The sequence below is a fragment of the Streptomyces sp. NPDC033174 genome (assembly GCF_055577795.1).
Map to the genome: position 1 here is coordinate 229,301 of NZ_JBVIPQ010000009.1, position 17,949 is coordinate 247,249.

At 72.2% G+C, this 17,949-nt stretch carries 14 protein-coding genes; 7 read left to right on the forward strand and 7 right to left on the reverse strand.

What is annotated here, in order from left to right; translation table 11 throughout:
- Window positions 1–9: 9 nt before the first annotated feature.
- The 3 genes from ACZ5VC_RS27210 to ACZ5VC_RS27220 all read left to right on the forward strand — a co-directional run bounded on the left by ACZ5VC_RS27210 (window position 10) and on the right by ACZ5VC_RS27220 (window position 3,128).
- Window positions 10–279, forward strand: coding sequence for an acyl carrier protein (locus ACZ5VC_RS27210; RefSeq protein WP_469122724.1), 270 nt, complete (start codon window positions 10–12; stop codon window positions 277–279).
- Window positions 276–1,499, forward strand: a complete 1,224-nt coding sequence (locus ACZ5VC_RS27215; RefSeq protein ID WP_469122630.1) for a beta-ketoacyl-[acyl-carrier-protein] synthase family protein — start codon at window positions 276–278, stop codon at window positions 1,497–1,499. Before ACZ5VC_RS27210 ends, ACZ5VC_RS27215 begins: the two co-directional genes overlap by 4 nt.
- A gap of 72 nt (window positions 1,500–1,571) precedes the next feature.
- Window positions 1,572–3,128 carry an MFS transporter gene (locus ACZ5VC_RS27220; protein ID WP_469122631.1) on the forward strand — a complete coding sequence of 519 codons (1,557 nt, stop codon included), beginning with the start codon at window positions 1,572–1,574 and terminating at the stop codon, window positions 3,126–3,128.
- Between the two features lie 74 nt (window positions 3,129–3,202).
- On the opposite strand, the gene ACZ5VC_RS27225 is transcribed toward ACZ5VC_RS27220, so the two are convergent.
- The 4 genes from ACZ5VC_RS27225 to ACZ5VC_RS27240 all read right to left on the reverse strand — a co-directional run bounded on the left by ACZ5VC_RS27225 (window position 3,203) and on the right by ACZ5VC_RS27240 (window position 8,150).
- On the reverse strand, window positions 3,203–3,931 hold the full coding sequence (locus ACZ5VC_RS27225; RefSeq protein ID WP_469122632.1) for an SOS response-associated peptidase: 729 nt from the start codon (window positions 3,929–3,931) through the stop codon (window positions 3,203–3,205).
- 105 nt (window positions 3,932–4,036) lie between these two features.
- Window positions 4,037–6,106: a CocE/NonD family hydrolase gene (locus ACZ5VC_RS27230; protein WP_469122633.1), complete on the reverse strand. Its 2,070-nt coding sequence runs from the start codon at window positions 6,104–6,106 to the stop codon at window positions 4,037–4,039.
- Between the two features lie 22 nt (window positions 6,107–6,128).
- Complete coding sequence (locus ACZ5VC_RS27235; protein ID WP_469122634.1) at window positions 6,129–7,439, reverse strand: ATP-grasp domain-containing protein; 1,311 nt, start codon at window positions 7,437–7,439, stop codon at window positions 6,129–6,131.
- Window positions 7,440–7,523: 84 nt separating this feature from the next.
- Complete coding sequence (locus tag ACZ5VC_RS27240) at window positions 7,524–8,150, reverse strand: TetR/AcrR family transcriptional regulator (protein ID WP_469122635.1); 627 nt, start codon at window positions 8,148–8,150, stop codon at window positions 7,524–7,526.
- A gap of 48 nt (window positions 8,151–8,198) precedes the next feature.
- On the opposite strand from ACZ5VC_RS27240, the gene ACZ5VC_RS27245 reads away from it, so the two are divergent.
- Window positions 8,199–8,750, forward strand: a complete 552-nt coding sequence (locus ACZ5VC_RS27245; protein ID WP_469122725.1) for a GNAT family N-acetyltransferase — start codon at window positions 8,199–8,201, stop codon at window positions 8,748–8,750.
- Between the two features lie 7 nt (window positions 8,751–8,757).
- On the opposite strand, the gene ACZ5VC_RS27250 is transcribed toward ACZ5VC_RS27245, so the two are convergent.
- The 3 genes from ACZ5VC_RS27250 to ACZ5VC_RS27260 form a co-directional block, all read right to left on the reverse strand.
- Window positions 8,758–9,597, reverse strand: coding sequence for a phosphatase PAP2 family protein (locus ACZ5VC_RS27250; protein ID WP_469122636.1), 840 nt, complete (start codon window positions 9,595–9,597; stop codon window positions 8,758–8,760).
- Between the two features lie 76 nt (window positions 9,598–9,673).
- A complete protein-coding gene (locus ACZ5VC_RS27255) occupies window positions 9,674–10,627 on the reverse strand; it encodes a YihY/virulence factor BrkB family protein (RefSeq protein ID WP_469122637.1) in 954 nt (317 codons plus the stop codon).
- A gap of 2 nt (window positions 10,628–10,629) precedes the next feature.
- Window positions 10,630–12,480: a bifunctional phosphatase PAP2/diacylglycerol kinase family protein gene (locus tag ACZ5VC_RS27260; RefSeq protein ID WP_469122638.1), complete on the reverse strand. Its 1,851-nt coding sequence runs from the start codon at window positions 12,478–12,480 to the stop codon at window positions 10,630–10,632.
- Between the two features lie 206 nt (window positions 12,481–12,686).
- Between ACZ5VC_RS27260 and ACZ5VC_RS27265 the strand changes: the two genes are divergently transcribed.
- The 3 genes from ACZ5VC_RS27265 to ACZ5VC_RS27275 all read left to right on the forward strand — a co-directional run bounded on the left by ACZ5VC_RS27265 (window position 12,687) and on the right by ACZ5VC_RS27275 (window position 17,853).
- A complete protein-coding gene (locus ACZ5VC_RS27265; RefSeq protein WP_469122639.1) occupies window positions 12,687–13,505 on the forward strand; it encodes a dienelactone hydrolase family protein in 819 nt (272 codons plus the stop codon).
- A gap of 157 nt (window positions 13,506–13,662) precedes the next feature.
- Complete coding sequence (locus ACZ5VC_RS27270) at window positions 13,663–14,283, forward strand: DUF4232 domain-containing protein (protein ID WP_469122640.1); 621 nt, start codon at window positions 13,663–13,665, stop codon at window positions 14,281–14,283.
- A 180-nt stretch (window positions 14,284–14,463) separates the two neighbouring features.
- Window positions 14,464–17,853 (forward strand): hypothetical protein, encoded by a 3,390-nt coding sequence (locus ACZ5VC_RS27275; RefSeq protein WP_469122641.1) that lies wholly within the window; start codon window positions 14,464–14,466, stop codon window positions 17,851–17,853.
- The last annotated feature ends 96 nt before the right edge of the window (window positions 17,854–17,949 follow it).

The window sequence follows — 17,949 nt, forward strand, 5'->3', positions numbered from 1 at the left end:
TTGTCCGCAATGCTCGATCTGCTGATCCGTACCCTGACCGACCACTTCGGGGTGGATGAAAGCACCATCACCGGCCAGTCGCGTCTGGAGGCGCTGGAGGTGGACTCGCTCGCGCTGATGGAGATGCTGACCATCCTGGAGGACGACCACCACATCACCCTGCCGGAAGACCTGGGCGGCATTCAGAAGCACTCCACCCTCGAGGAGGTCGCCACACTGCTGGAAGACATCCAGCCCGCGCAGACCACCCCGGCCGTCAGCGGCGGGCCGGTGGCATGAGCCGGAACGCGGTGGCCGTCACCGGCCTGGGCATGATCACCTCGGCGGGCAGCGACGTCGACGGTACGTGGGAGCGGATGCGCCTGGGTACCGGAACCGCCGCTCATCAGCCCCAACTGGCGGGCCTGCCGGTGACGTTCTGCTGCCGGGCCGACGGTTTCGACGGCGAGCGCAGGCTCGGCCGCAAGCTGGTGTGGCGCATGGACCGCTTCATCCAGCTCGCGTTGGCGGCCGCCCGCGAGGCGGTCGGCCATGCGCGGCTCGATCCGGCCGGCTGGGACCCCGTACGCGTCGGTGTCATCATCGGAGCCAGCGGGCAGAGCGAGGAGACCGCCAGGAACACCTGGAAGAAGTTCCTCGACGGCCGCGGCAGCAGGATCGCCCCGAGCACCATTCCGCGCAGCAGCCCCAACATGGCCGCGGGCGAGATCAGCCTCGACATGAACATTCAGGGCCCGGGACTGACGGTGAGCACGGCCTGCGCCTCAGGCGCCACGGCCATGAGCCTGGCACGGCACCTGCTGTGCTCCGGAACGTGTGACATCGTTCTCGCCGGCGGCACGGACGTGGCCTGCGGTCCGATGGCGGCGATGTGTTTCGACCGGCTGCAGACACTGTCGCACCGCACGTCGGCGCCGGACGCCGCCAGTCGCCCCTTCGACCGCGACCGGGACGGGTTCGTCCTCTCCGAGGGCGCCGCGGTCCTGGTTCTGGAACGGGCCGAGCACGCTCGGGCCCGTCGCGCCCCGATCCACGCCTACCTCGCCGGGGCCGCCGTCTCCGGCGAAGCGCACCACCCCACGGCTCCCACCCCCGACGGTTCGGGAGCCGCGCGCGCCATCCGCCTCGCGCTCGCCGACGCGGGCCTGCATCCGGCCGACGTCGACCACGTCAACGCCCATGGCACCTCGACCCGTCTCAACGACCTGGCGGAAGCACGGGCACTGCGGTCGGTCTTCGACAGGCCCCCACCCGTCACAGCGCCCAAGAGTGTCACGGGTCACAGCATCGCCGGGGCCGGGGCCATCGAGGCGGCTCTGACCGTCCTGAGCCTCCTCCACCAGGAGATCCCTCCAACGGCGAACCTGGACTGCCTCGATCCGGACATCGACCTCGATGTCGTCACCAAGGTGCCCCGCCGGCACCGGATGAACGCTGCCATCAGCAACTCGTTCGGCTTCGGCGGACAGAACACCGTACTGGTCTTCACCACGGCCTGACCGCCCGCCCCACCGCGCAGCCGGACGTGCGGCTGACGCCCACTCCGCCACACCGACCTCGACGAGATGACCATGAGCCCTCGCCTGCCCGACCGACGCTACGCCGCCACCGCCGTGGTGTGCTCAGGACTGTTCCTGCTCGGGCTGGATCTGACCATCCTCAACGTCGCCATCCCCGACCTCCAGCAGCGGCTGTCCCCGTCCATGGCCCAGGTGCAGTGGATCGTCGACGGGTACGCCCTCGTCCTGGGCGGCACCGTCCTGGCCCTGGGCGCCGTCACCGACAGGATCGGCCGGCGCCGTGCCTTCATGCTCGGCCTTGCCCTGTGCGGGGCCGCCGGCGTCGCGGGAGCCCTGGCCACCACCCCCGTACAGGTCATCGCCGCACGAGGCGGCATGGGCGCCGGAGCAGCGCTGCTCATGCCCGCCACCCTGTCCGTGATCACCAATCTCTTCCCCGAACCGGCCCTGCGCCGGCGGGCCATCGCCATCTGGGCGGTCATCGGCAGCGCGGGCGGCCTGACGGGGCCTCTGATCGGCGGCTGGCTGGTCGAGCAGTTCTCCTGGCGGGCCGGGTTCTGGTTGAACCTTCCCGTCGCCGTCCTCACCATCGCGCTGGCCCTGTGGCTGGTACCCGAATCGAAGGCGCCCGGCACGGGGCGCGTCGACCTGACAGGCGCCCTTCTTTCCACCGCGGCGCTGCTGACCCTCGTGTGGTCGATCATCGAGGCACCCCGACGCGGCTGGACCAGCACGCCCATGCTGGCCGGATACCTTGTGTCGGGTCTGCTCCTGACCGTCTTCCTGCTTCAGCAAAGCCGCAGCAGGGCCCCGATGCTGCCGCTGTGGATCCTGCGCGAGGGCCGTATCGGCGCGGGCGCTCTCACCCTGGCCATGAGTTCCTTCGGCATCTACGGCGCCCTGTTCATGATGACGCTCCATCTGCAGGGCGTCCTCGGCTACACACCCTGGCAGGCCGGCGTGCACACCCTTCCGCTGCTGGCCGCTCTGGGTGCGGGCGCGACGGCCGCCCTGCCCCTGTTGGCCCGGGGCGGAGAGATGCCGCCCATCATCACCGGGCTCCTCCTGAGCACCGTGGCCTTCGCCGTGCTGGCCGGCACCCAGGACAGCTCCGGCTACCCCCGGTTGGTCGTCTTCCAGGTCATCGCGGGGCTCGGCGCCGGCATGGTGGCGGCGGCCGGCACCGAAGCGGTCATGAACGCCGTCCCGTCCGAGCGTGCGGGTCTGGGGTCCGCCATCAACGACGCCACCCGCCAGGTCGGCGCCTGCCTCGGGGTCGCCGTCCAGGGCTCGGTCCTCGCCACCGTCTGCACCGCCCGCCTGGACACCTTCGCCCAGGAACAGAGCCTTCCCCCAGGGATTCTGCGGGGCATCACGGAGCGCACGCCACAGGCGGACCAACTCGCCGCTCTTCCCGACGCCGTGCGTGCCCGGCTGCTCGGCGCCGTCGACCACGCGTTCATCGACGGACTCACCACGGCCGCCCTGACCGCGGGAGCCGTCACCCTGACCGCCGCCTGCACCGCCTTCCTCCTCAGCCGGCCGCGCGCCGTCGCCCGGCTCGGCTCGGGACTTCGGTCGCGGACCGTGGTGGACGAACCGGTGTAGAGGGTGCCGACGCGATGGGGTGTCCCACGCCGGAGAGCGACCGGCGTGAGGGCATGGGCGTCAGGGCATGGGCGTCAGGCGGGGGCGTCGAGAAGGTGGGGGCCGTTGTTGCGGACGCTGTTGACCGCGGTCGACACCGGTCGTACGTCGAGGCGCCCGCCCCCGGGGGTGTGGAGCAGGGCGCGCAGGTCGTGCACGTCCTGGTGGGTGGGGTCGAGCCAGGCCTCGTAGTCGTCGGGGTCGAGAGCGAGGGGCATGCGGGGGTGGATGCGGCCGGCCGCGTCGGTGGCTTCGGTGGTGATGACCGTGCAGGTGGTGAGCCAGGCCCCGGGGGCGTCCTCGTCGGTGACGGCCGGGTCGCGCCAGAACTCGTACAGACCGGCCATCGCCATCACCGACGTGTCCTGCGGGCGGATGAAGTACGGCTGCTTGTAGGCCTTCGCCCTGCCGGTCGCGGGGACGGATTGCCACTCGTAGAAGCCGTCCGCCGGGAGCAGGCACCGGCGTGTGGCGAACGCCCGCCGGTAGGCCGGCTTCTCGTGCACCGTCTCGACGCGTGCGTTGATCATCCGCGAACCGACTGACGGGTCCTTCGCCCACGACGGCACCAGGCCCCACCGCACCGTGCGCAGCCGGCGCTCCAGCTCGCCGCTGCCCCGGTCCGGGCGTTCAAGGACGGCCCACACCGGGTCGGTCGGGGCGACGTTCCAGCTCGGGGCGAGGGTCTCCTCCGGATTCCAGCGGGCCTCGAAGAGGCCGGCGAGATCCTCCGGTGCTCGGGTGGAGGCATATCGGCCGCACATGGCACCACTCTCCCACCCCCTGGGCCGCGGGGGCGGCACCGACGGGCAGACAGCCGGGCCGCACCGGCACCCGGTGCGGCCCGTACTGCCCCGTGCCACCCCGCGCTACAGGTGGTCCCTGGGCAGCGTCTCGTTCCAGGTGCGGGAGAACACCCGGCGCTCTCCCTCATAGCCGTCGAGGGTCGCGTCGACGAAGAACTCCGTCTCGCTGCACGTCAGCTGTGTGCGGGTCTCCACGCGCACGTCCCAGTCGTCCCGCCGGAAGCGCATGGTCCACGCCGATTCGCCCCCGACGGAGGTGAAGTCGTCGGCCGTGGCGGTGTAGCGCTCGTAGGCCCGGCAGCCGACATCGAGACCGATGTCGTCGATGCGCACGGTGCCCCGGTCCTTCACGATCTCCAACGCCCAGTCGTAACCGATCAGGTCGCGCCTGACCTCCCAGCGCTGCTCCGGAGCCGTCAGTGAAGTGGTCGTGAGGGGCTGGGTGCCTTCGGGCTCTCCGAAGGGGCGCTGCGGCACCTCGTCCGGTTCCGTCGCCGGGCGCACCGGCAGCGTGAGGGTACTGGTCCGCTGGTGGACGCTCAGCAGGGCGGGACGCGGCGGAGGCCAGGCCAGCGGCCAGTAGGAGGTGGACAGCGAGAGCCGGATGCGATGGCCGCGCGGGAACACCTGGGCCACCCCGTTGAGTTCGACGGTGGCCCGGTAGCGCCGGCCCGGCTCAAGGGGTTCCGGCTCGCCAGTGCCACTGCGGTGGGCAAGGTTGAGCAGGCCGTACGTCACACGAGTGGCCCGGCCGTCGGGTGCCACGTCGGAGAGGCGGGCGGCGACGGTGGCCACCGGTTCGCTGACGGACACGTCGAGTTCGACCGTGGGAGAGCCGAGGATCTCGACGGGCTCGCTCAGCGGCCCGGTGTCGAAGACGAGCGAGCCGCCGTCCTCCTCGCGCTGGTCGTACGGCAGGTCCGGCGGGGCGTTGTAGGAAGCCCACTTGCCCGCGAACTGGCCGACGGACAGCGGCGACTGCACGGTCATGGCGTCGTCGCCCGTGTCGTCGCCACCCTCGTCGCCCCTGGGCTCACCGGGCACCTCCGCCGCCTCCTCGGGCCGGCCGATCCGGTGGGGCAGGAGCGGGTGGGTGACCGCTGTGATGTGCGGCGAGGGCCAGCCCGGCTCACCGACCCACCGGCCGGGGCGCTCTTCGTACGAGGTGGACGGCGGCACGCTGTCCTGCATCCACGCCCGCAGCATGGGCCCTTCCATGACGCCGTTGTCCACGCCCTTGAGCCAGTGGTCCCACCAGCGCACCACTTCCTGGAGGTAGCCGATGGCGGGGCCCGGTTCGCCGAGGTGCGGCAACTTGTGCGACCAGGGACCGATCAGTCCCTTGCGCGGTACGTCCAGATGGGACAGCAGCCGTGTCACGGCGTTGGAGTACCCGTCGGCCCAGCCGCTGGACGCGAGGACGGGGCAGCGCATGGCGGCGTAGTCCTCGCAGACCGAGGCGTGCCTCCAGTAGTCGTCCCGCCGCTGGTGGCGCAGCCACTCCAGCACCCAGGGCCGGGTGTGCTCCATGCGTTCGTGCCACATCTCGCGCCAGCGCTCGCCGACCACGGCGGGGTCCGGTGGGCAGGTGGCGTAGGCGAACATGGTGCCCGCCTCGGCGAGGTTGTCGGACAGCATGGTGCCGCCCATGTAATGCATGTCGTCGGCGTAACGGTCGTCCGTGAACGACGCGATGACGATCGCGCGCAGGCTCGGCGGCCGGCGGGCGGCCGTCTGGAGGGCGGCGAACGCACCCCAGGAGATGCCCATCATGCCGGTGGCGCCGTCGCACCAGGGCTGCTCGGCCAGCCAGGCGAGGACCTCCTCTGCGTCGGCCAGTTCCCGCTCGGTGTACTCGTCGGCCAGCACGCCCTCGGAGTCGCCGGTGCCCCGCAGGTCCACCCGTACGCAGGCGTAGCCGTGGCCGGCTATGTAGGGGTGGTGGATCGAGTCGCGGCGGGCGGTCAGGTCGCGCTTGCGGTACGGGATGCACTCCAGCACCGCGGGCACCGGTTCCTCGTCCGATGAGACCGGGCGCCAGACGCGGGCCGACAGGCGTGTGCCGTCGGACATGGGGACGACGACGTGTTCCTCTTCCTTCGTCGCACAGGGCAGATTGCTGACAAAACGCATACGGCCGGTCCGCTCCCTTCCCTCAGGCGTTCTTCGTGTCGCGGCCGCCCGGAGTGGTCCCGTCGAAGGCGAGGCCGAGGGCCGCCACACAGCGGTCGTACTTCGCCCGCAGGTCCTCCTCGCTGTCCCCGCCGGTGAAGATGTGGGCGATCTCGTAGCTGTAGCTGTCCTGCTGCGGGGTCTGCGACAGGCGCTGCCCCTCCTCGGGCACCACGTCGATCCGTACGCCCGGGATCTCGCGCTCGATGCGGTCGAGCTCCTCCCGTGTCGGCACCTGGTGCACCACACCGTCGGCGAACCACCGGTGGTACCACTTGGCGGCCACCTTGTACGGGCCGGCCCGGTGCGGCAGGGAGGGATCCCTGCCCAGGGCGAGGCTGATCATGCAGTGATGGTTGGGTACGCCGTCGACGTACTCGAACAGCTCGGCGTGCGACTGGGAGTGCCGGGGGTTGATCTCCAGCAGATTGATGGCGTCGGTCTGCGGGTCGTAGAAGTACTCGATGCTGAACGTCGCCGCGTCCATGCCGATCTGCCGCATGACCCGTGTCGACACGTCGTGCAGCCGCCGGATGACCGGCTCGGGCAGCGCGGACGGGTACTGGTGGCGCAGGAAGCTCGACGAGTCCGGGTAGTTGATGGAGTCGAGGACGCCGTAGACGGTGACCTCACCGTCGCGGACATAACCCTCCACGGCGACCTGGACCCCGGAGAGCGCCTCTTCCGCCAGACAGACCTGGCCTCCGACGCCGTCCATCTCGGCGGGCAGGTCGAGCCGGTCGAGGACGTACTCGAAGGGCCGGCCGACGCGGGCGACTCCCTTGCCGATCTCCTCCACCGCTTCGCGGAACTCCTTCTCGTCCTTGACACCGAAGGCCAGTTCCGAGGAGTACGACAGGGCCGGCTTGACCCACATGGGGAAGCTCATGCCCTCGGGCGGGCGCGGGTCGTCCGCCTCCAGATCCACCCGGCCGAAGCGTGGATGCTCGTCGACGACCTTCTGCTGCTCCAGCCGGCTCCAGTACTTGTGCTCACACTTGACGACCGACTCCAGGCTCGTGCTGCGCGTTCCGTAGCGCTCGCTGAGCATCGGTACGAGTGTGCTCACGGGGAAGTCCCAATAGCCGACGATCGCGTCGATGCTGCCGTCGAAGGCGTCCAGCACGCCCTGTGCCTTCTCCCTCAGCTCCGCCACGGACACCTCGCCGTGCTGGAGCTCCTCCACGGTCAGCAGCTGATGGAACTCGTACTCGTCGGCGTGGGGCACATCGCGCAGGGTCGGCAGATTCGCCTCGTCCAGGCCCAGGACGAATATGTTCTTGCGTGCGGTCACAGGCACTCCTCCGGTCGTGATGCTCAGGGATCGTCCTGGACCGCCTGCCTCGCCAGAGTCGTCTCACACATGCCGAGGTTCGTCTCACACATCCGGGGTCGGGGACGGTCCGCCCTGTCGCGGGTCCGGCGACGCCAGTGACGCCAGGTAGTCGTCGAGGAGCTCGACCTGGCGACGGGGCGGGAGGGCCGTCGGGGCGAACAAGGCCTGCACCACCAGCCCGAGTACGAAGGACTGGGCGCCGGCCGCGATGCGCGCGGGGTCTTTGGGCGGCAGTTCGCCGAGTTCCTGGGCCGAGGCGATCAGGTCGCGCAGCCTGTCCCGGCTCTGTGCGTACTTGCGGGCGTAGTCGTCGCTCAGAGCGGGGTCGGCGAGGGCCGCGTCCCAGGACGAGACCCAGATCCGGTTGCTGTCGGTGGCTTCGGGAGTCAGCGGCAGGACGTCGAGCAGGGCGGCCCTCACCGCGGACAGGCCCTGCCCCCGGGCGCGGCGGGGACGGGATTCGGTGCGCTGTTCGAGCAGGTCGAGGGCGTGTGCGACGAGGTCGCGCTTGGCCGGGAAGTAGTGGGTGAGCAGACCGGTGGTCGCGCCGAGTTCGGTGGCGACGGCGCGCAGGGTGAGACCGCCGAAGCCGTGCGCGGCAAGCACTCGCCAGACCGCTTCGGAGACGTCGCGACGGCGGGCCTCATGATCGCCCTTGGTGCGTGGCATGGTGCTACGGTACATACCCGTAACACTTGTTGTGTGAATGGGGTCATCATGTTCTCGCTGCCGCTGCGGGACGACGCGCGCCTCGAGCCGCTGGAGGTCTGGCACGCCGAGGAGTTCGCCGCCCATATGGACCGGGCCCGCGAGCACATCCGGCCCTGGGTCGGCCCGGCGTTCGTGACCGACGATCTGGACGGAGCGCGGGCCACCCTGCGCCGGTACGCCGAACGACAGGCCGCGGACGGTGCCCGTCTGTACGGCATCCGGCTCGACGGCACGCTGGTCGGCGGTGTGATGTTCGTGGACTTCAGCGCCGCCGCCGGCTCGTGCGAGATCGGTTGCTGGCTGGAGCCCGCCGCCGAGGGCCACGGGCTGGTCACCGAGGCCTGCCGCGCCCTTCTGGACTGGGCGTTCACCTCCCGGGGGCTCCATCGCGCCGAGTGGAACTGTCGAGCCGACAACGAACGGAGCTCCGCGGTTGCCGAGCGGCTCGGCATGACCCTCGAAGGGGTGCGGCGCCAGTCGTGGCCCGTCGGAGGCACCCGCCACGACAAGCAGATGTGGGCGGTCCTCGCCCCCGAATGGCGAGCTCGTCGCCCCTGAACCGCCCTCAGGAGTTGGGCGGGCCGTCCGGGGGCTGAGGCTGGTGATGCAGCTCCAGAGGCGGTTCCGGGTGATGGCTTGCCGAAAGCTCCGGTTCCAGTCCCTGCGTGACCGTGGTCCGCCGGCGCCCGATGTCCGTACGCCAGGCCTCGAAGACGAATGTCGTCGCCGTGACCACGGTGATGCCGAGCAGCCATCCGCCGACGACGTCGCTCACCCAGTGCACGCCGAGCGCGACTCGGGTGTACCCGACCCCCAGTACGGCCGTCACCGCGAGCGCCCACGGGAGCGGGCGCCAGGCGCGGGGCACCAGAGGGAGCAGGACCAGCAGGAGGATGGCGCAGGACGAGGTGGCCGTCATGGCATGACCGGAGGGGAACGAGAAGCCGGGCGCGTGGGAGACCGGATCCGGCAGATGGGGGCGTGCCCGCTCCACGGCGTTCTTCGTCAGCAGGCCGATCAGGCCGCCGGCCACCGCCGTGACGGCAGCCCACGCCGCCAGCCGCCACGCGCGGCGCTTCATCAGCCACACGACCAGGACGGCGACCAGCAGTCGCATCAGCACCGGGTCCCACACGTAGCTGGTGAGGAACTCCAGAAGGCGCACCAAGTCCGGATGTTCGAGGGCGGTGTGATGCAGTCGCTCGGCCGTGGACCGGTCGAGGCGGTGCAGCGGTGCCCACTGGGACTCCACGAGGACCAGAGCGAGAGCGAAGGGCACGGCCACCACGGCGGTGGCGGCCACCGTCAGCACGAGCCTCATGCCGAATGTCGCATCGGTCCCGCCGTGACGGGCAAGGAGTGCGCGGACGACGGGCCCTCGGGCTCGGGCGGTGCGCTGTGCCATGGTGACGCCCTCCTCCTTCGGTGAGCGGTGAGCGGTGGGCAGTGGGCCCGCGCCGGTCTGCGCGGCGGCCGGGCGGTCAGACTCCGGGATCTCGCGTGACTGGTCTCTTCACACCCGCTCGCGTTGCCTCCAGCTGGGCGGCGAACGCGAGACCGAGGAACAGCGCCAGCGAGGTGAGGTAGGACCACAGCAACAGTGACATGACCGCGCTGAGCGGCCCGTACACGCTGGTGAAGGAGCTGCTCACTCCGACGTACAGGCTCAGCCCCCAGGTCGCCGTGATCCACAGCGCCAGATAGACGACGGCGCCGAAGGCGAGCCAGGTGTAACCGGGTTGGGCCCGGCGGGGCGAGAGACGGAAGATCGCGCTGGTGGCCAGCACGGCCAGCAGGATCCCGATCGGCCAGCGCAGGATCTCCCAGGCCCGGGTGGTTGCCGGGCCGAGGTGGTAGACCTGCGCGAACGCATAGGTCAGGTCGGAGCCGAGGACGGTGAGAATGAAGCTGAGCCCCAGCGGGAACCCCGCCAGCGCGGCCATCACCAGCCCGCGGGAGTACTTGTGCAGGAAGGGCCGGTCGCGCTCGTTCCCGTAGATGCGGTTGGCACCGCGCTCGACCTGGCACAGGCTGGTGGTGACGTTGACCAGGGAGAACAGCAGGCCCAGCCAGAGGGCCGCCTGGCCGCCGTCGCCCGCGTGCCGTCGGCTCTGGCGCAACGCCTCGTCGACCATCTCCTGGCTGGGGCCGCTCGTGATCCGGCCTATCGTGATCTCGGCCACGCGGCCGATCTCCTCGGTGTGGAGCACGCTGGACAGGCCTATGGCGGCGATGGCCAGCGGAACGATGGACAGCACGGTCTGCAGGGCCAGCGCGCGGGAGTGGCTGAACCCGTCGGCGTAGCGGAAGCGTACGAAGGAGTCACGGGCCAGGCTCCAGCCGCCGTAGCGGCGCAGGGCGGCCCACGCTTCGTCGCCGGACAGTTCCTCGCCCCGGACGTCACGTCTCTGCGGTACGCGAGTGGCGGTGCCCATGGTCATCCTGACTGTGTGTGCCTCAGCGCGCGGGGCGCGAGGACGTTCGGCGGGGCAGGGAGGCTCGGCGGGGTCGGGAGACTCGCGGTCTCGCGACCGCCGGGTGCGTCATGCGTGCGCCCGGTGGTCGCGCCCGGAGCGCGGGGCAGTTGCATCCGCAGGGCGCCCGGCTCTATCTCCGCGATCAGCCGGCAGCCCTCCATGACGGTGTCGCCGTCGACTTCTCGGGGCTGCGCCGCGGCGAAGCGGATGTCGATCCGGGTGCCACTGAAGTACTTCAGGGCTCCTCCGGCCGCGGACCGGTCGCCTTCCGTTCCCGGTCCCAAGTCGGCCGCGGGCCCCCGCTTCGGGGTGCCCTTGCGCACGAGGCGGGACGTCAAGTGTCCGACGGCGGCGAACCAGCCGGAGGCTCCCTTCGGGTCGAACAGCACGACCTCCAACTGCCCACTGTCGGGCCGGGCCCGGGGCAGGAGGTCGACACCCCCTTGCAGAGCGCCCACGTTGCCGATGACGACCATGCGGGCCCGGTGCCGGTGACGCCGGCCTCCGTCCACCTGGACCGACAGGCGCGTGCGGGGGTCTCGCAGGTGCTGAGCCGCCGACAGTACGTATGCGGCCCAGCCGAGCCTGGCCTTGAGGCGCGGGGAGGCGTCGCGGACCATGGCGGCGTCGAAGCCCGCGCCGGCCATGACCGTGAACCGCGTAGCCGGGAGGCCGTCGCCTCGCACCCGACCCACGTCGATGCTGAAGCTGTCTCCGGCCAGGGCCTCGGCCAGGGCGGTCGCCGGATCCAAGGGGAGTCCCAGATTGCGGGCGAGGAGGTTCCCGGTGCCGCAGGGCACGACGGCCAGCGGGATCCCGGTACCGGCCACCACATCGGCGCACGCGCGGACTGTTCCGTCCCCTCCGCAGACGACGACCAGGTCGACGCGGCCGGAGCCCTCGCCCGAGGCGCCGGGCCCTGCCGGAGCGCACTCCGCCGCCAGGTCGCCGCTCGGCCGCTCGGCCGACGTTCGCGTCCACTTCTGATCCGGGCGGCCGTGGTCGTGGAGGACGGCGCGCACACGGTCGGCCAGTTCGTCCCCGCAGGCGAGAGGATGACGGACCACGACGACCCGGCCGCCGGTACGGGAACCCACGGGCGCGGCGGGAACGGTGCCCGGCGAGGGCCGCCGGCTGCCGCGGCCGTCGGCCGGGCCCCGGCCTGAGAGGAACACGGCCCCGACGACGAGGAGCGTCAGGGCGCCGTTGATCAGGCCGCCCACCACATCGGTGGGGTGGTGCATGCCCCGGTACATCCGCGACAGCCCCACGGCCGGGGGAACCAGCACCAGCGCCACCGCCGTGACATGCCGCCAGGGACCACGGATGCGGGTCAGTGCCAGCGTGGCCAGCCCTCCGTAGAGTGCGACGGACGCTCCGACGTGCCCCGAGGGGAAGCTCGACGTCGGTGGCGCCCCGTCCAGATGGGGCACCTCGGGGCGGGGCCGTTGCACGAACATCGTCACGACGAGGAAGACCGCCGACTGCACGGCGACCGACGTGCCCAGGAACACGGCTTCCGTCCAGCGCGGGGCGCCAGGCAGCATCAGCAGCGCGGCCATGCAGACCAGCGTCACGCCGATGATGCCTTCCGTACTGGCCACGACGGACAGCCATTCCGAAATGCCGTCGGCCAAGGAGCCGCGGTGGGCGACGAATCCCCGGTTGATCCCGTCCTCCGCAGGCACGAGCGGACTGCCGGCCGGGGCACCCGTCACCAGCAGGCCCAGGCCCACCATCAGGGTCACCTGCGCCGGCACCAGCACCACAAGCCAGGAACGTCTCGAGGCCGCACCGCTCTCCGTCGTCATGGAATCCCTCATTGCCCGTCACGGCCGGATGATTCGCCGAACCGGGCCGCCGCCGGGGGAACGGCTTGGCAACCGGGGGCCGGTGGGCGTCCGGACGGCCGGTGGCACACGGAGATCTGTTCTAAAGTCAGCCAGGCGCTGGGCGGTTCGCCCGAACACGCTCGTTCGCCCGAAGTCGCTCCTTCGCCCACGCCGAGAGGAAGCCCGTGACCGACCACGATCTGTCCGGATTCGAACGGGAGACGTTCACCCACCAGGGGGCCACCCGCGAGATCCTGCGGCGCGGTACCGGGCCTGCCGTCGTCGTGCTGGCGGAGATTCCGGGAATCACGCCCAAGGTCCTGGAGTTCGCCGAGCGGGTGGCCGCGATCGGCTGCACGGCCGTGCTTCCCGTGCTCTTCGGCATACCGGGCCGCGACCCGGCTCCCGGCGCCCGAGGTGCGCTGCGTTCGGCGCTGTACGCGGGCGCGTCGATCGCGCGGGTGTGCGTGAGCCGAGAGTTCACCGTACTGGCCACGGGGCGGAGCTCCCGGATCGTGGACTGGCTGCGGGCGCTGGCCGCCGCCGAACACGAGCGCTGCGGAGGGCCGGGAGTCGGGGCCGTCGGCATGTGCCTGACCGGCGGCTTCGCGCTCGCCATGGCCAGCGATCCGCGCCTCCTGGCCGCCGTACTCTCCCAGCCGTCGCTGCCGCTGGCCGTCACACCGCGCCGGTCGGGCGGTATCGACATCTCCGCGGACGAGCTCGCCACCGTACGGGGACGCTGTGAGCGCGAGGGGCTGCAGGTCCTGGGCCTGCGGTTCCACGGCGACCGGCTCGTCCCTGCGGACCGCTTCGCGTTCCTGCGCAGGACGCTCGGCGAGGCATTCGTCGCCGTGGAACTCGACGGATCGACCGCCAACCCCGAAGCGGCACACGCCCCGCACTCCGTCCTGACCGAGCACCTCATCGACGCGCCGGGCCAGCCCACGCGTGCCGCGCTGGACACGGTGCTCGACCTGTTCCGTCACCGGTTGCTGGGCTGACACACCGAGCGGCGGAGCGGCGCGCCGCGCCGGCCGAGGTGCCGGCCCCACGACCGTTGTGGACTTGGCAAGACACCGTCACCAAGCTGTGAAACTTGTACGGGACCGTGGTTCTCACTCCAGCGCACTTCGCGCTTCTCAGTCGGGGGAACACATGATGAGCACCGTCCGCAGAGCCGCCCTCGCCCTCGCCGCCGTATCGGCCCTCGCCCTCACCGCCTGCGGGCCCACCGAAGACGGGGCGGCAGGCGCCAAGAAGCCGACCACGAGCCCGAAGAAGCCGGCGACGCCGTCGACACCGTCGAAGTCCCCGGACAAGGGCTCGTCCGGCGGCGGTGACGGCTCGTCGCCCGACCCCGACTACGACGTCTTCCCGTGCAGCACGTTCGACGTGAAGTTCACCGCGACCCTCGCGGAGCCCACGACCAGCAGCTACCTGTTGAAGATCACCAACAAGGGCACCAAGGCATGCAGGGCGCTCGGCCATCCGGTCGTGACGTTCGGCGATCTGGACGGGCAGGCCAAGAAGCGGGGCGAGGCCCCCGCCATCGAGGACGCGATCAGGCTGGCGCCGGGCGAATCCGCCTACGCCGGGCTCATGGGCGGTCTCAAGGACGGCACGGGCAAGACCGTCACGTCGATCGCGATGACCATGGACACCGAGTCCGACCTGGAGCAGACGCCGCTCAAGGCCGCGACTCCCGGCCTGTACGTCTCGCCCCTCAAGAACTCCGTGACGGCGTGGATGGCCAACCCTGAGGACGCGCTCACCCTGTAGGCGCGGCGCCGGCTGACGCCGACGAGGAGCTGGATGTGCACGCCGCCGCCAACCCGGCGCTGCCCGCGAGCGTGATGCGCGGACCGCTGAACCGACGGACCGCCCGGCGCACCGGCCTCCCGCCGGCGCCCGGTCGGATAATCGATCGCACGGATGGATCATCACGGGCACAATCGGCGGATGCCGACCACCGCGGAGCAGTTGCTCTCCGCACTTGAACCTCTGCCGTTCCCCGCCCGCCTCTCGCTCACCGCGAGGACCGCCCGCCGACTGGCGGACGAGGAGCAACTGACCGCCCTGCTCACCGACTTGGACGCGGGCGGCCCGTACGAGCGGCGGCTGGCGGCGCTGGCCGCCTCCGCCGGGCGCGACGTCGCCTTCCTCGCCGAGCGGCTGGCCGACCCCGACCCGGTCGTCGCCGGGTACTCCCTGCGGGGGGCGCGTGTCCTGGCGGTGCCGGACGAGGCGGTGGAGGCGGCGTACGAGGACGCGCCGGCGTCCCTGCGGCACCGGCTGGCGCGCCTGCTCGCCTCCGGCGGCCGTACCGCGCTCGCCGAACGCCTGGTGACGCGGCTGCGCGCGGAGTGGGGCGACGCCGAGGCCGCGCGGCTGCTGGTGGCCTGTTCCACGCCTTTCGTGTCACGGCAGTTGCCGGGGCTCGCGCACGCCGTCGACGGCTGGACCGCCCTCGCCCGCCGGCATCCCGACCCGGTTCTGGACCACGCCGAACGCGCCTTGGCCGACCGCGCCGGACATCAGCGGGAGGACTGGTGGCGCACCCGTGCCACGACGGTCGCGGCACTCTCGCCGCTGCGGCCCGAGCGGGTGCTGACGCTGCTGGAGCGGTACGGGCCCGGGAGCCTGCCGCCCGCGCTGCTGCGGAGCGGACTCGGCGCGCTGGCCACCGCCGACGCCGAACGCGTGGTCCGGTGGATCGTCTCCCCCGACCGCAGGGAACAGCGCTACGAGCCGATACCGCCACCGGGAGTGCTGCGCAGACTCGTACGGGCAGCGCCTGCGTCGCTGCCGGCGCTGGGCCGCCACTGGCTGCACCGCGAGGGCCATTTCGAGGCGCTGCTGAAGGCCATGGCCCCTGCCCGGCGTGCGGCGTTCCTGGACACGGTCACCGCGGGAGGGGCGCCCGGAGAGCCGGCTCTGCGCGTGCTCGACCTACTGCCCCGGGAGCGCCGCTGGGCCGAGGTGCGACGGGCGGCGGCCGGGTTCACCGGCGAAGCCTGGTCCTGGTGGGACGATCTGGACACCCTCGCCCATGGCCCGTTCACCGAGGCACGGACAGCACTGCTCGCGGCGGTCCGACGGCCCGATGCGGACGACCGGGCCCTCGCCTGGCCGCTGATGGTGGCGTGCGCCGCCCGGGACGGCGGCCGCGGGGCGATCACCGAGGTACTGGCCGCGACGGGTCGCCTGCGCAACGAGCGCGACCCCGTGCGCGCCGCCGCGCTGAACGCGCTCGCCGCAGTACGCCCTGCACTGTTCAGCGCGGACGACGCCGCGCCGCTGGACCGGATCGCCCTCGACGCCCTTGAAGCGCGGGACGGTTCGGCCGACAACAGGACCGCACTGCGCACGCTCGCCGAGCGCGTGCTGGTCGAGCACGCCACGGACGGCGAAACGGCCCTGCGCACCTGGGCGCTGCGGACGCTGGAGCGGATCGCCGGGCGTGTCGGCGTACCCGACTTCGGCCCGCTGCACCGGGTCCTGCGCCGGGGCCAGCAACACCAGGTGTTCGAGGCACTGCGACCCTGGCTCGAAGCCGCGGCCGGGCGGGCCGACTTCCGGCTGCTGCTGGGCCTGGCCGAGGCGCTGGGGCCGCGTGCCCGGACGATGCCCCAGCTGCAGGACATGCTGGTCACGGCCCTGGAGCGCGGTGACGACGAGACGTTCGCGGCGGCCGCGCGGCTGTGGCTCGCCGCCCCGGCCACCCGCGACGACCGGGTGGCCGGAATCGTCGCGCTCGAGCCGTCGGCGGTCGTCCTCGCGCCCGTACGGGATGTGCTGGCCCGGCGGCGTACGGATCTGCTGGACCCGCTCCTCGACGGCACCCCGCCGTACGGCCGCTTCCTGGTGCGGGGTGCCCGGCGCCCGCTGCCTGACCTCGCCCGGAGCCACCGCTGGCTGCCCCGCCAGCAGCGGGCGGCGGTAGGGATCGCGGGGCAGGCGGTCGCGGACGGCTCTCTTCCCCTGGACGATCGGGCTGCCGCGATCCGGGCCGCCGCGCCCGTACCGGAGCTGGGGCGCGCGCTGGCGATGCGGCACAAGGACGACGGCGACGCGGTCGTCGCCGAAGCCGCCCTCGGCGCGCTGCCCTGGACGGACCGGCCGCGGGACGTGCTGCCGGTGCTGTTGGAGCACGCCGGCGGTGACCGGGCACGGGTCGCCGTCTACGCGGCGGGGCGCGCCGCTCGCTTCACCGCTCCGTCCGAACTCGCCGACCTGCTCGGCCCGTTGCTGACCGGGGAGCGCCCCGCGAAGGTGACCTCCCGCAAGGAGGCCGTACGGCTCGCCGCCCGCTTCCTGTCGCCGCGACGGGCGGTGGTCCTGCTGGCAAGCGCCTTCCACGCCCCCGACCGGCACCCGGACGTGCGGGCCGCCGTCGTCCGCGCCCTGCCGCCGTTGCTCGGCGTGGCCGAGGCCTGGCGTCTCCTCGAGGACGCCGCAGGCGACGACGCCCCGCCGGTGCTCGGGGCCCTCCTGGAAGTCACCCCGTGGGAGCTGGCCGACGGTCACCGTCGCGCGTATGCCTCCGTGGTCGACGCGGCGTACGACGCGTGCCTGGCGACGCTCGACGGCTTCGCGAGCTATGGCACGCTGCGGGCCGTGGGTGTGTGGTCCCGTTACGCCCCCGAACTGGCCGACCGGCTCGCCCGTACGGTCTGCGATCTCGGCAGCCGCGGACCCTGGCAGTACGCGGCGTGGACGTTGCGCGACCTGGCCGTCTCCGAACTGCCGCACCCTGTGGGCGGCGCGGCTGTGGGTAGTGCCTTCCACGGCGCCGTGGAAGAACTCCTGGCCGCGATGCGCGGGCCCGAGGGCGGTTGCGACGCGTGGGAGGACCGGGACGTGCCGGCGCTGCAACGATTGCGGACTCTGGTGTCGCTGTCCGACCCGGGCGCACGGCCCGAGGTGTCCGAGGCGATCGCCCGGCAGCTCGCGCCGGAACCCCTGCTGGTCGCCGAACGCGCCGACCTGCTGAGCCGGTTGATCGACCGCAGCGCCGAGCCGACCGTACTCCTCCGGCGCCTGCGGGAGCTCTCGTACGTTCTGGAAGTCGGCGGAGTGACCGTCGCGACGCAGACCGCCGGCCGGCTGTGGACCACCTGGGCGCATCGACCGCTGCCGCGGGACACCGGCTCGCTCCTGGCCGCGGCCGACCGGCTGGCCCGGGACGGCGGCACCGCGACCGGCCTGCTGGCGGTCGGTCTCGTGACGGGGACGGCCAACGCCCTCGAGTGGCCCGAGGAGTGGCGGTCGGTGCTGCGGCGGCTGCGGCGGCATCCCGACCCCGACGTACGCCACGGGGCGTACCGGGTCGTCACGGTGACCGAATGACGCCGGGGGCGGGCCGCCGGGCGCCGGGCGCACCGCGTGGGCGGCGGAGACCACGAAGAGCGGGGCGTCACGCCGTGGCTCTCACGACGGGCCGGG

Coding starts and splice junctions, on each gene's coding strand:
- ACZ5VC_RS27210 (WP_469122724.1), top strand. CDS start 10: ATGCTCGATCTGCTGATCCGTACCCTGACCGACCACTTCGGGGTGGAT.
- ACZ5VC_RS27215 (WP_469122630.1), top strand. CDS start 276: ATGAGCCGGAACGCGGTGGCCGTCACCGGCCTGGGCATGATCACCTCG.
- ACZ5VC_RS27220 (WP_469122631.1), top strand. CDS start 1,572: ATGAGCCCTCGCCTGCCCGACCGACGCTACGCCGCCACCGCCGTGGTG.
- ACZ5VC_RS27225 (WP_469122632.1), bottom strand. CDS start 3,931: ATGTGCGGCCGATATGCCTCCACCCGAGCACCGGAGGATCTCGCCGGC.
- ACZ5VC_RS27230 (WP_469122633.1), bottom strand. CDS start 6,106: ATGCGTTTTGTCAGCAATCTGCCCTGTGCGACGAAGGAAGAGGAACAC.
- ACZ5VC_RS27240 (WP_469122635.1), bottom strand. CDS start 8,150: ATGCCACGCACCAAGGGCGATCATGAGGCCCGCCGTCGCGACGTCTCC.
- ACZ5VC_RS27245 (WP_469122725.1), top strand. CDS start 8,199: ATGTTCTCGCTGCCGCTGCGGGACGACGCGCGCCTCGAGCCGCTGGAG.
- ACZ5VC_RS27250 (WP_469122636.1), bottom strand. CDS start 9,597: ATGGCACAGCGCACCGCCCGAGCCCGAGGGCCCGTCGTCCGCGCACTC.
- ACZ5VC_RS27255 (WP_469122637.1), bottom strand. CDS start 10,627: ATGGGCACCGCCACTCGCGTACCGCAGAGACGTGACGTCCGGGGCGAG.
- ACZ5VC_RS27260 (WP_469122638.1), bottom strand. CDS start 12,480: ATGACGACGGAGAGCGGTGCGGCCTCGAGACGTTCCTGGCTTGTGGTG.
- ACZ5VC_RS27270 (WP_469122640.1), top strand. CDS start 13,663: ATGAGCACCGTCCGCAGAGCCGCCCTCGCCCTCGCCGCCGTATCGGCC.
- ACZ5VC_RS27275 (WP_469122641.1), top strand. CDS start 14,464: ATGCCGACCACCGCGGAGCAGTTGCTCTCCGCACTTGAACCTCTGCCG.